Source organism: Salinimicrobium marinum (assembly GCF_014651535.1).
Classification (GTDB): domain Bacteria; phylum Bacteroidota; class Bacteroidia; order Flavobacteriales; family Flavobacteriaceae; genus Salinimicrobium; species Salinimicrobium marinum.
In genome coordinates this window covers 1-12,277 of sequence record NZ_BMXB01000018.1, presented here as the reverse complement: position 1 = coordinate 12,277, position 12,277 = coordinate 1, and the positions used below count along the sequence as shown (strand labels likewise).

The 12,277-nt window shown below is 39.4% G+C and carries 9 protein-coding genes and 1 tRNA gene; 3 read left to right on the top strand and 7 right to left on the bottom strand.

Annotated elements, in window-relative coordinates:
• Nucleotides 1-50: 50 nt before the first annotated feature.
• A complete protein-coding gene (locus tag IE056_RS15845) occupies nucleotides 51-1,649 on the bottom strand; it encodes an energy transducer TonB (protein ID WP_189605744.1) in 1,599 nt (532 codons plus the stop codon).
• 654 nt (nucleotides 1,650-2,303) lie between these two features.
• On the opposite strand from IE056_RS15845, the gene IE056_RS15840 reads away from it, so the two are divergent.
• The 3 genes from IE056_RS15840 to IE056_RS15830 all read left to right on the top strand — a co-directional run bounded on the left by IE056_RS15840 (nucleotide 2,304) and on the right by IE056_RS15830 (nucleotide 4,202).
• Complete coding sequence (locus IE056_RS15840) at nucleotides 2,304-3,041, top strand: sensor histidine kinase (protein ID WP_189605742.1); 738 nt, start codon at nucleotides 2,304-2,306, stop codon at nucleotides 3,039-3,041.
• Between the two features lie 9 nt (nucleotides 3,042-3,050).
• Nucleotides 3,051-3,797 carry a LytR/AlgR family response regulator transcription factor gene (locus tag IE056_RS15835; protein WP_189605740.1) on the top strand — a complete coding sequence of 249 codons (747 nt, stop codon included), beginning with the start codon at nucleotides 3,051-3,053 and terminating at the stop codon, nucleotides 3,795-3,797.
• A gap of 228 nt (nucleotides 3,798-4,025) precedes the next feature.
• Nucleotides 4,026-4,202: a BF3379 family histone-like protein gene (locus tag IE056_RS15830; protein ID WP_189605739.1), complete on the top strand. Its 177-nt coding sequence runs from the start codon at nucleotides 4,026-4,028 to the stop codon at nucleotides 4,200-4,202.
• Between the two features lie 136 nt (nucleotides 4,203-4,338).
• Here the strand turns inward: IE056_RS15830 and IE056_RS15825 are convergent, their stop codons facing one another.
• The 6 genes from IE056_RS15825 to dnaE form a co-directional block, all read right to left on the bottom strand.
• Complete coding sequence (locus tag IE056_RS15825) at nucleotides 4,339-4,719, bottom strand: site-specific integrase (RefSeq protein WP_189605737.1); 381 nt, start codon at nucleotides 4,717-4,719, stop codon at nucleotides 4,339-4,341.
• A gap of 6 nt (nucleotides 4,720-4,725) precedes the next feature.
• A complete protein-coding gene (locus IE056_RS15820) occupies nucleotides 4,726-5,553 on the bottom strand; it encodes a site-specific integrase (RefSeq protein ID WP_189605735.1) in 828 nt (275 codons plus the stop codon).
• 275 nt (nucleotides 5,554-5,828) lie between these two features.
• Nucleotides 5,829-5,902: transfer RNA gene (locus tag IE056_RS15815), tRNA-Asp, on the bottom strand.
• A gap of 180 nt (nucleotides 5,903-6,082) precedes the next feature.
• Nucleotides 6,083-7,012 carry a DUF58 domain-containing protein gene (locus IE056_RS15810; RefSeq protein WP_189605733.1) on the bottom strand — a complete coding sequence of 310 codons (930 nt, stop codon included), beginning with the start codon at nucleotides 7,010-7,012 and terminating at the stop codon, nucleotides 6,083-6,085.
• A gap of 153 nt (nucleotides 7,013-7,165) precedes the next feature.
• The gene (trxA, locus tag IE056_RS15805; protein ID WP_308427655.1) at nucleotides 7,166-7,498 is read right to left on the bottom strand and encodes a thioredoxin; all 333 of its coding nucleotides are present in this window, start codon (nucleotides 7,496-7,498) and stop codon (nucleotides 7,166-7,168) included.
• A gap of 104 nt (nucleotides 7,499-7,602) precedes the next feature.
• Nucleotides 7,603-11,988, bottom strand: coding sequence for a DNA polymerase III subunit alpha (dnaE, locus tag IE056_RS15800; RefSeq protein WP_189605730.1), 4,386 nt, complete (start codon nucleotides 11,986-11,988; stop codon nucleotides 7,603-7,605).
• Between the last annotated feature and the right edge of the window lie 289 nt (nucleotides 11,989-12,277).

Genomic DNA, 12,277 nt, shown 5'->3' with positions numbered 1-12,277 from the left:
AATTAATACCTCGTTGTTCTTCTTTTCTTGCCGGGGGGTTTTAATCCTAATTATCTGTCATTCCCGTCCACATTAAATAGTTTTCTCAATTTATTATTGGTCAGGTTTTTTTGTGTTTGTGGTTTATTCTCTACTGTTTTTTCCTGGCTGATCGAATTCTTCTTTACCACATTATTCTTCTCAACTATAAAAGTTATGGGTACTGAGTATATAACATTCACAGGCCGTCCTCTTTGCTTACCGGCAGTCATTTTTGGCAGAAGCTTAACCACACGTTCTGCTTCCTGTTTTAAAGCTGGATGTGAAGCACGGGAATTTACATTTCCAATATTGCCCTTGTGGTCGATTTGAAACTGAACGTACACCCGGTTGATCCCGCTTAGACCCAACTTTCCTCCTATTTCTGTATTGAAGTTTTGATTAATCATTTCTGTGATTTTTTGAGCAGTACAACTCTTTATGGCTGCTGGACTTTTTTCGTTTGCACATCCGGGAAATATGGGTACAGTTTCAACCACAGCAAAAGGAACCGCCGCGCTTATTTCCTGACGGGTTGCTTTTGTAAGGGATTCCTGATTATTAATCTCACTTTGAACAACCGGTACTTTTTCTAAAGTGGCATACGTATTTTTCGCATACGCATTAGCGATTTTCCTGCTCGCCGGTCTGCAAACACTGGGGAAATCGAAAAAATACAAACAATCAGGAAGGCCTTTGCTGTCAAATGTCAGAATAACTGAACCTTTCTTATTCCCACTAAAACCTGAAAATAAATACTCGGCTTTAAGTTTCCCCGGGCGCCCCATATTATCATAATTCATGATTTGCACATTGTCCACACTTCCTCTTTGATATCGGTTAAAATTCCATTGTCGGGAATTTTCATAAACCAGATCCTCCATTAGTGGCTTTACATCCTGATTTCTGGCAACTTCAGTTTTATTCTCTTTTCTTTTTGCGATCAGTGTTTCTATGCGGATAGGTTCCTGACCAAGAGCAAATAATCGAAGATTTTCCTGAAAGCGTTTGAGACCCGGGCTATCACAACCATTTATCCTTATCAGGGCTGCCATATCCATATGTACCGCTTTCATCTCTCCCGTCATTTTGGCCGTAAAACCCATGATATCCTCCTGCCCCACTATGGATAATGCATTACTAAATAAAAATTCTTCTAAAACTCCCATGGCAGCATACATATCTGGAGCTGCATAAAAACCTGTGCCTACAGTAACCCAGCCCACACATTGACGGCTTATGGTAATTCCAAACCCATTTTTTATTTCCTGTTGCTTATTGCAGTCCTGTCGGGTTAGTTCTATTTTATCCGGTGGGAGACTATTCGCACAATATCTGGCATATTCAGTTACATAGGCATTGAACAAACTGCCAAAGAATAGATCTTCCCTTTTAAAAGGAACATCTTCAATATTGCCCATAAAAATATCAGTCAGTTCAGTTTCGTAGTTCAGCCCTTCAGCAGAAAAATCGGGTACATTATTATGGAAAATGGAATGTTTTAGTGGTTCCGCCGGAGGATAACTGAAACTTAATACTATATCAATTTTAGAATGCAGCTCATTTCCCCACACTCTTTCCTCTTGTGCTGTCCCTAATACAAATATCAAAATCAGAAAAAGCTTCTTCATGGCTAAACATTTTATCCTACTCCACATCCTGTACTCGCAGAGCTCTTTGACAATAATTCTCTAAATCCCGGGGGATTGATCAAATCTTTTGTATATTTAACCTAATCACCTCTACATCACTAAGTTAGTTTTAAACCAACTTAGCCCCCAGTACAATTTTGTATGCGCTATCTTTTTATGTTTTTTCGTGGTTAATGATGACATAAGCGTAAAAATTTATTTTTTGTAACTGCTTATAATCCATCCTTAATGATTAAAGCAATACCTACCATACAAATACGGAAATTAAGTTTGAGGGATAATTTTCCTTCGGAACCACCTCCTAATTCCGATAATTCCCTTCTGAGGAAAAAAAATTTGATTTCTGAAGAACATTTTCACTCCCTATTCTAAGTTTAAACCGACTGGCATTACACATTGCCAAATGACGAGATATCATAGAAGTAAAGGAATGAGGTAAAATTTTGAGACAGACATTGGAATCCCAGCTCGCCCCAGACAAACTGCATGCCTTGCCGGATTGAGAATTCGGAGAAGAAGAAGAAGAAGAAGAAGAAGAAGAAGATCACCTATATCACCTGTTGAGAGATGAAGAGTAGGATGCAACATCAAAACCGCATAAACAATGAAGAACTCCCTCTTCAAAAAAAATTCTTGCCAATAGCTTTTGGAGGTGGGGCCGTTTTAATTTCTTGCTTCCTCTTCGGTTACTGGCAGTACAACAAACGTCGCGTAGCCCAGGAAGCTGGTAAAATCGCAGATTACCAGGCTCGTGTAGCAGAAACTGAATTGAAAGCGTTACGAGCTCAGATGAATCCGCATTTTATCTTTAATTCCCTTAATGCTATCCGCTATTACATGGGTGAAAATGATATCGCAGCTGCCGATGATTACCTGGTGATGTTTGCCAATCTTACCCGTTCCATACTGGAAAATTCTGAAAAAAAATATATCTCAATAGCAGAAGAGATCAGAATACTCAAGCTATATATTGAAGCTGAAATGCTGAGAATGCCCGAGAGCTTTAACTATGAAATCAATGTCAGTAAGGATATTGACCAGCAAAAAACACTAATTCCCCCAATGCTGATTCAGCCACTGGTAGAGAACAGCATTTGGCATGGATTTGCAAAAAATGAAAATGACAAAGGTTTCCTCCAGTTAGAGGTATGCCAGAAAAATGGAAACCTCTATATAATGATCGACGACAATGGGGCAGGACGTAAAAATCATAAGGTACCCGCTGGAATTGGAAATTCCATGGGACTACGGCTTACCGAAAATCGTCTCAAAATTCTGAATCACTATCATCGTGAAAATGGAAGCTTAAAAATTCTCGATAAGAAAAAAGGAACACGTGTGGAAATAAGTCTGCCTTTACAACAGATTTAAAAAGTGTCTATGAAAAAAATAATTTTGGTAGATGATGAACACCACTGCCTCCAGGTTTTAAAAAGACTCCTTGCCGACTATAGGGATCTTGAAATCTGTGCAACAGCCTCCACCCTCCATGAGGCCTACCACGCAATGCAAAAATTTCATCCGGACCTGGTCTTTCTGGATATTCAACTGGAAGAAAAGAATGCCTTCGACCTGCTGAATATGTTCAAAGAAGTTAACTTCAAAATTATCTTTACTACCGGGTATCAGAATTATGCAGTGAAAGCTTTTAGATATAGTGCGGTAGATTATTTGCTAAAACCCATAGACCGGCAGCAATTAAAAAATGCGCTCGAAAGAATCACAGATCCTCCTGAACTTCTAAACCTAACTCAGCAGTTGGCGACGTTAAAAGCTAATCTGACAAGTGCAAACCCGGCCCTTCATAAATTGGCCGTTCCTACGCCGGAAGGTTTATCGCTCATCGAAATTGACGATATTATGAAATGTGAGGCTCATTCTAATTATACTGATATCTTTATGTTAGACGAAAGAAAGATTACCATCACCAAGCCTCTAAAGCAAGTGGAAGAACTCCTGAAAGATCACAACTTCTTCAGAGTACATCAGTCTCATCTGGTAAATTTAAAGTATGTAAATCGCTATTATAAAGGCAAAGGCGGTTATGTAGAACTTATAAATGGTTCAACTGTAAATGTATCAGTCAGAAAAAAAGAGGACCTCCTGAAGATCCTCACTGGAAAGTAATCGACTAAGCAGCGTAAAGACACTATTCCATCATAAAATTCGAGTATTATAATAGACCTTTTAATGATCATTTTTCAACTTTAAAAGATGTTGACTTGGGGTCGTCATGATTTTAATATTCCGAAAACAGTAGGCTGCCATTAAAAAAAAATCGTTAGAAAAACCCAAAACCTAAGGTAGACACAGTTTAATCCTTTATTTTAGCATTTTAATTTTAAAAATACTATCATGAAAAAACTTATTGAAAACATCCAAACTACTTATGAGTCTTTCCAAACAGATGCTAACTCTCAATTAGAAGATGGAAACAAAAGCGCCGGAACAAGAGCAAGAAAATCTTCTTTAGAGTTGGAAAAGCTTTTAAAAGAGTTTAGAAAAGTTTCTATTGCAGAATCTAAGAAATAAAACATAAGCCTCCTTTTTGAAAAGGAGGTTTTTTTTTAACTCTTCCTAACTACTAGCTCTAAAAGATTTAATAAGCATCTTCCTGCCCGTTATTGCTATTTTTATCGGTCAGTCGCATTTCCGGATTCTCCTCTTCTCACTTCTTCCTGGTCTGCAGGCTTTTCTGTTGCTGTTCCAGCATTTCCATATCTCTGGCTACTTTTTCATCAATTACCTTTGCATAGATCTGTGTTGTCTTAAGGGATCTATGCCCAAGCATCTTACCCACACTTTCAATAGGAACTCCTTTAGATAGCGTTACAGTGGTAGCAAAAGTTTTTCGGGCTATATGATGAGTTAGATTAATCTTAAGCTCACATAGGTTCGCTATTTCCTTTAAATAGGCATTAAAGTGAGCATTAGTCTTACTAGGAAGCACATTATACCCATCCAGTGTACCTGAATAACTATCGAGGATTTTCTGAGCCACAGGAAGAATTGGAACCGAAATAGATTTACCAGTTTTCTGACGCTTCATTTTGATCTAGTTCTTTCCATCTTTTCCCTGTACAATATGCTCGTGTCTAAGATTACTCATTTCTCTAAAAGCCAAACCGGTATAGCAGCAAAAAACAAAACAATCCCTCACCTCTTTCAGCCGCTTATTACCTAACTCATTTTTTTGTAGACGGGAAAGCTCAACCTTGGAGAGATAGACAACCTCCTTTCTTACTACTTTAGGTCTATGCATTAAAAATGGATTTCTATCAAGGTAATCATGTGCAACAGCAAAATTGATCATCTTCTTAAACCTCTGTAAGGTCTTATTTATGGTACTCTGCTGCATATTCTCCTCAGTTCTCAGGTAGTATTCAAAATCCTTTATAAACTGGAATTTTAAGCTACTGAGCTTTATCTCCCTTTTCATAAACTTCCATTGAATGAATTTTTTAAGGTGACCTTTGGTATTTTCAAATTTCTGCCAGGATACTTCTTTAATTTCCCTACCTACTAATTTTTTGTAATAGGTATTATGCTCCTCATAAACAGCCATTACTCCCATTTCTTTCTTGATATCTTCACCACTATAGATCTTATAAACATCGTCTACATCAAAAGATTCTCCTTGAATCTGGAGCATTAAAAAAGCCTGACCAAGTTTTTGCTTAATCAGGCTTATCTGAGAATTTACTGTATTAGAATTTTCAGCATCTTCTAATACCTTCTGTTTGTCCTTATCCCATTGTCCTGGTTTAATATATGTTCCTGTCGAGAATTGTTTTCTTGATTTGTTGTAGGTGATTCTACACCACAACGTTGTAAGCCCAGCCTTATTAATTTTGTTAGACTGAATTAAAAATAAAATTTTCATAATTTTTGTTTTTGGTTAGTTTTTAATCTAAAAAGTGGGTACCAAAGGAATTTTTGGGTACCTTATAGCTACCTATTTTGAAGTAAAAAAGTTGACAATTTGACGTGAAAGAAGAATAGGCAATAAACAAGAAAAGCTCATCCTATAACAGGACAAGCTTTGCAATTTCTAATTAACTCCAGTAAACATGGGAATTCCCACGACTGCACGAGAATTTACCCCATAAAAAAAGCCCCTCGATTGAGGAGCTTAATGCAATTTTGGTATTCTAAAAGCGGTCTGGACGAGACTCGAACTCGCGACCCCCTGCGTGACAGGCAGGTATTCTAACCAACTGAACTACCAGACCAACTATTCTACTTTTGTATTTCCTGCATTTACATGCTTCCTATACTCCAGCTTTAATTTTTATAAGAACTTACGGCTTCTTTAAAAGTATAACCGTTTCCTGATTGCGAGGGCAAATATACGCCTGTTTTCCATTTCTGCAAACCTTTTTTTAAATAAATTTTCAAACTTTTTTCAGCAGCTAAATAAACTTTTGACGTTCAACTAAATATGTGGTCAAAATTCTATTAAAATTTTCATTGACGTCGGCCTCCACGTACTTAATCCCGTACTGGGCACACTTTAATTTAAGATCATAGAAGTATTCTGAAACTGCTTTTTTATAGTTTTCCCTAATATTCTCAGCATATAGATCTATTTTCTCTCCAGATTCCACATCTACAAATCGTCTCGGACTATTGTCAAAATCAAAAGAAAACTCCTTCTTTTTATCAATGGTGTGAAACAGCACGAGTTCATGTTTGTTATATTTAAGATGCCGCAATGCTTCAAATATCTTTTCTTCCTCCACATCTGACTGAAACATATCGGAAAATAAAAAAATAAGAGAGCGTCGTTTCAGCTTTTCGGCAATTTGATGGAGATAAGTATAGGTTTCAGTTTTTGTGTTTTTAGATAGCGAAGTAACTATACTGGCTAAGGCATGTAGCAGCATTTGATGATGCCGGCCACTCCCTTTCTCTGGTGCGTAGTATTCATAGCTGTCACTGTAAATACTTAATCCTACTGCATCCCTTTGTTTCTTCAGGATATTCATCAGACAGGCAGAAGCAAGGACCGAGAACCCAGCTTTATTAAGGGAATTTATTCCAAAGCTCTTAATATCGGGAAAATGCATGGAAGCCGAATTATCAATGATAAGATGGCAACGCAGGTTCGTCTCCTCTTCATATCTCTTGGTGTACATCTTATCGGTCTTGGCAAAAAGCTTCCAATCGATGTGTTTGGTGCTTTCCCCGTTGTTGTAGATTTTGTGTTCAGCAAATTCTGCAGAGAAGCCGTGAAAGGGACTTTTATGCAGGCCGGAAATAAATCCCTCCACCACCTTTTTCGCCAACAGCTCCAGGTCTGTAAATCCGCTCGTTTTATGTACTTCCTGTTGTAAATCCATAGTTTCCTTAAACCTTCTGAAGAAAGAAGGCTTTAATATTCAAACAATGTATGAAATTCCTGAAACTTCGAGCGCTTGTTCCAAAAACAAAAAGGTTCAGCAAATGCTGAACCTTTTTTATTCGTCCGAAGTAAATTTCAGATTAAATTTCTACTACAATAAAGCATCCAGTGCTTCAGCGTATGTATTTTTAGGAGCAACCCCTACCTGACGTCCTACTACTTCCCCGTTTTGGAAAATAAGAACGGTAGGAATGTTACGTACACCATATTTTGCAGCGAATTCCTGATTTGCGTCTACATCCAGCTTTCCAACTACTGCTTTACCTTCATATTCCTGACTGATATCATCTATGATTGGTCCAACCATTCTACAAGGGCCGCACCAAGCTGCCCAGAAATCTACCATTACAGGTTGATCACTCTTGAGTACTTTCTCTTCAAAATTTGCATCTGTTATCTCTAAAGCCATAATATTGTCTTTTATTGTTCTTTTTCTATTTTAATGTAAAATTAATCAAATATTTTGCAAAACCTGGCAACTTTATATTGGATTTGCCTATTTGCCTATTGTGCAGGATTATTTAGAACCTAATTTAATTTATACAATACCTGTTCTTCCTCCAGAGAATCAAGAAGCTCCTGAGAGATTTTCACCTTTTGTTTCCTGCTGGGCATGTGTAATTTCACCTGATCTTTCATTTCATAAATCACAAAATTTAAGAGATGTTCTCCCTGATGCATACTGAAAATATCTTTTAAGGCTGTGATCTTTTCTTCCAACAACTCATCAATATTAAGTTGAACCGTGAGCTTTTTGGCATAAATATCCATCACATCATGCAGCAATTGAAACGAATTAAACTGAAGTCTTGGCTCTCCTTTTTTCCCGGTATCCTTATTTGTCCAGCCTTCTTTCACAAAAGCTTTTATAAAAACAAAAGAGTTTGGCACCAGGAAGTGCCTGTACTTGAGATATTCTTCCCCAAACATCCTGAATTCATAAGAATCTGAGTAATCTTCTACCGTGAAAGCAGCCCAGCCTTTCCCCATTTTAGAGGTTCGGTGTTGGACGTCACTTATCACTCCTCCAAAAGCCAGCTCCCTGTTTACATGTTTTTCGAGATCTTTAAAGTCTGAAACTTTTCCTGTACAGAAATAGTTCATCTCAATCTTAAAATCATCCAGTGGGTGTCCGGAAATATAAATTCCCACCACTTCTTTTTCCCTCTTTAACTTTTCCATGGTTCCCCATTCTTCACAAGGTGGCACTACAGGCTCTGGAATCTGCACATCACTGGCATCTCCAAATAAACTAACCTGCGCCGAATTTTCATTCTCCTGAAATTTAGCTGCATATTTTATGGCTTTCTCCAGGAAGGTAATTCCGTCACCTTCATCATGAAAAAATTGTGCCCGGTGACTACTTCCCAGCCCGTCAAATCCACCGGCAAGAGCAAGGTTTTCAAAAGCCTTTTTGTTGGCTGCACGAAGGTCGATTCGTTTTGCAAGGTCAAAAATAGACTTGTAAGGGCCTTTTTTGCGGTTTTCTACTATGGTGGCAACAGCACCTGAACCTACTCCTTTAATAGCGCCCATTCCAAAACGAACAGCATTTTCTTTGTTTACAGAAAATTTGTGGTATGATTCATTCACATCTGGTCCAAGAACATTCAGTTTCATCCGCTTACATTCTTCCATAAAGAAGGTCACCTGCTTAATGTCATTCATGTTGTTGGAAAGTACCGCAGCCATATATTCCGCAGGATAATGTGCTTTCAAATAGGCGGTCTGGTATGCGATCCAGGCGTAACAAGTGGAGTGGGATTTGTTGAAGGCATAAGCCGCAAAAGCTTCCCAGTCTTTCCATATCTTTTCAAGGACTTCCCGCGGATGCCCCTTGGCCTCTCCTCCATTCAGGAATTTTGGTTTTAACTCTTCCAGTAAGGCAAAGATCTTTTTACCCATTGCTTTCCGAAGTACATCGGCTTCACCTTTTGTAAATCCGGCGAGTTTTTGGGAAAGCAACATCACCTGCTCCTGGTAGACAGTAATTCCGTAAGTTTCCTTTAGATATTCTTCCATATCGGGAAGGTCATAGGCGATTTCCTCCTGCCCGTGTTTACGTGCAATAAAACTCGGAATATATTCCATCGGACCCGGACGGTACAGGGCGTTCATCGCAATAAGGTCATCAAATACCGTTGGTTTCAGATCCTTCATGTGCTTCTGCATTCCCGGAGATTCGTATTGGAAGATCCCCACCGTTTCCCCTCTCTGGAAAAGCTCGTAGGTTTTTTGATCATCCAACGGAAAACTATCCGGATCCAGATCTATATCATGCCGGCCTTTTACAATTTTTACAGTGTCCTTAATTAAGGTAAGGGTTTTCAATCCCAGGAAATCCATTTTTAGAAGTCCGGCGCTTTCCACGACCGAGTTATCAAACTGGGTCACATACAAATCTGAATCTTTTGCTACGGAAACCGGAACGAAGTTCGTAATATCACTCGGGGTAATGATCACCCCACAGGCATGGATCCCTGTATTTCTAACGGAACCCTCTAAAATTCTCGCCTGGTTTACCGTTTGTGCTTCCAGATCATCCCCTTCAGAAATATTCAGCAGTTCATTGATCTTTTCAAGATCATCTGCCCGAAACTTCTTTTTCAGTTCTTTTTCATCTACTCCGAAAATCTTGCCCAGTTTGGACATGTTCGGAATTAGTTTCGATATCCTGTCGGCTTCATGTAAAGGTAGATCCAGCACCCGTGCGGTATCGCGGATGGCCGATTTTGCAGCCATGGTTCCGTAGGTGATGATCTGCGCCACCTGGTTGGCTCCGTATTTTTGAATCACGTAATCCATGACCCTGCTACGGCCTTCATCATCAAAATCAATATCAATATCGGGCATACTCACCCTGTCTGGATTCAGGAATCTCTCGAAAAGCAGATCGTATTTAATAGGATCGATATTGGTGATCCAGAGACAATAGGCCACTACACTTCCCGCAGCCGATCCACGCCCCGGTCCTACCGAAACATCCATTTTTCGGGCTTCCCTTATGAAATCTTCCACAATAAGAAAATAACCGGGATAACCTGTATTCTCGATTACCGAAAGTTCGAAATCCAGACGCTCTTTTATCTCAGGAGTAATTTCTCCATAGCGAATCTCGGCGCCACGATAGGTTATATGTTTCAGGTAGGCATTTTCACCTCTTTTCCCGCCGTCGAGCTTATCTTCTTCCACAATAAACTCCTCGGGAATGGTAAAAGCAGGTAACAATACGTCCCTTGCCAGCTCAAAAGGCTCTACTTTATCCACTACTTCCTGAACATTGGAAATTGCTTGTGGCAAATCTTTGAACAACGACTTCATGTCGTCGCCCGATTTAAAATAATATTCATTATTCGGAAGCCCGTAACGGTATCCACGGCCACGGCCAATGGGCGTCGCCTGTTTTTCACCGTCTTTTACACACAGCAAAATATCATGCGCATTGGCATCTTCCTGATCACAATAATAGGTATTATTCGTCGCCACCAGTTTCACCTGATGTTTTTCGGCAAACTGAACCAAAACAGTATTTACCCTGTCCTCGTCTTCCTGGTTGTGACGCATTAATTCAATATAAAGATCCTCCCCAAATTCCTGTTTCCACCACAAAAGAGCTTCTTCGGCCTGGTTTTCACCAACATTCAGGATCTTTCCGGGTACTTCCCCGTAAAGGTTTCCGGTGAGGACAATGATATCTTCCTTATACTTTTTGATCACCTCTTTATCGATCCGCGGCACGTAATAAAATCCGTCGGTATAGGCGATAGAGGACATCTTTGCCAGGTTGTGGTAACCTTTTTTGTTCTTTGCCAGCAACACCACCTGGTATCCGTTATCTTTTCTGGATTTGTCTTTATGATTTTCACAAACAAAAAATTCACAGCCTAAGATAGCTTTCACTTCTTTTGCAGCGGCAGGCTCACCCTTTGCAGCAGCAGCTTCATTTTTAGCCTTGACACCTTTATTATAGATCCCCACTTCTTTCACGAAATGGAAAGCTCCCATCATGTTCGCGTGGTCTGTAAGGGCAACCGCCGGCATGTTATTTTTAGCAGCCGCATTTACAAGGTCTTTTATACTAATTGTGGATTGCAGAATGGAAAACTGACTATGATTATGAAGATGCGCAAACTGCACTTCATCCAGCATCTCCAGGTTTTCTTCTATTTCTTCGGAGGAAATTTCAACGCCACCCTGTTCTTTTTTAAGCTTCTTGCGAATCGCGTCGGAAGCTTTCTTCAGGTTGATATGTTTAAGTCCGATTAATTGAATCGGCTGCGGATTTGCTTCTGAAAAATTTCGGAAATAATCTGGTGATACATCCAGTTCTTCAGAAGTAAAGGATTCCTTCCTGATCAATTCCAGGAAGCAACGGGTGGTCGCTTCCACATCGGCAGTAGCGTTGTGAGCTTCGGCGAAAGGTTCGTTGAAAAGAAATTCGTGAAGTTCGGTTAGGGTTGGCAGCTTGAATTTTCCACCACGCCCACCGGGAATGCAGCAAAGTTGCGCCGTATTTTCCGTACAGGTATCGAGTACAGGCAACCGTTCCAGAGAATTTTCCATTTTCTCACGGTAATACTCCGCTCCCATGATGTTTACATCAAATCCTACATTCTGGCCAACCACAAATTTGGATTTGGACATGGCAATTTCAAACTTTTCCAGCACCTCCCGCAAGCTTATTCCCTGTTCCCTTGCCAGTTCGGTAGAAATCCCGTGCACCTGTTCCGCATCATAAGGAATATTAAAACCTTCTGGCCTTACAAGGTAATCCTGATGCTCCACAAGATTTCCCATTTCGTCATGCAACTGCCATGCGATCTGGATACATCTTGGCCAGTTATCAGAATCGGTTAAAGGGGCGTCCCAACGCTTGGGTAATCCAGTGGTTTCAGTATCAAAAATCAGGTACATTCTATAGGAATTTTTAGTGTTTATGCTGATAATTAGGCATCAGCAAAAATCATTCGAGCAATAAATCGGGTATAAAATTAGGTATAATATCAGCCGGTTTTCAGGAAAGTTTTTAAGATTTATTAACGTTAGAAAAACACATTTTATTTAAAAAATTCCACTCAAAATCCTTACCGATTTTAGAAAATGTCTAGTCCTAAATAACCGATACAGTTTATTAAAGGATTAAATTTATTAAAGAAAGCTGAACAATACATCATTGTTCAGCTTTTTTTGATCTGTATTGTAT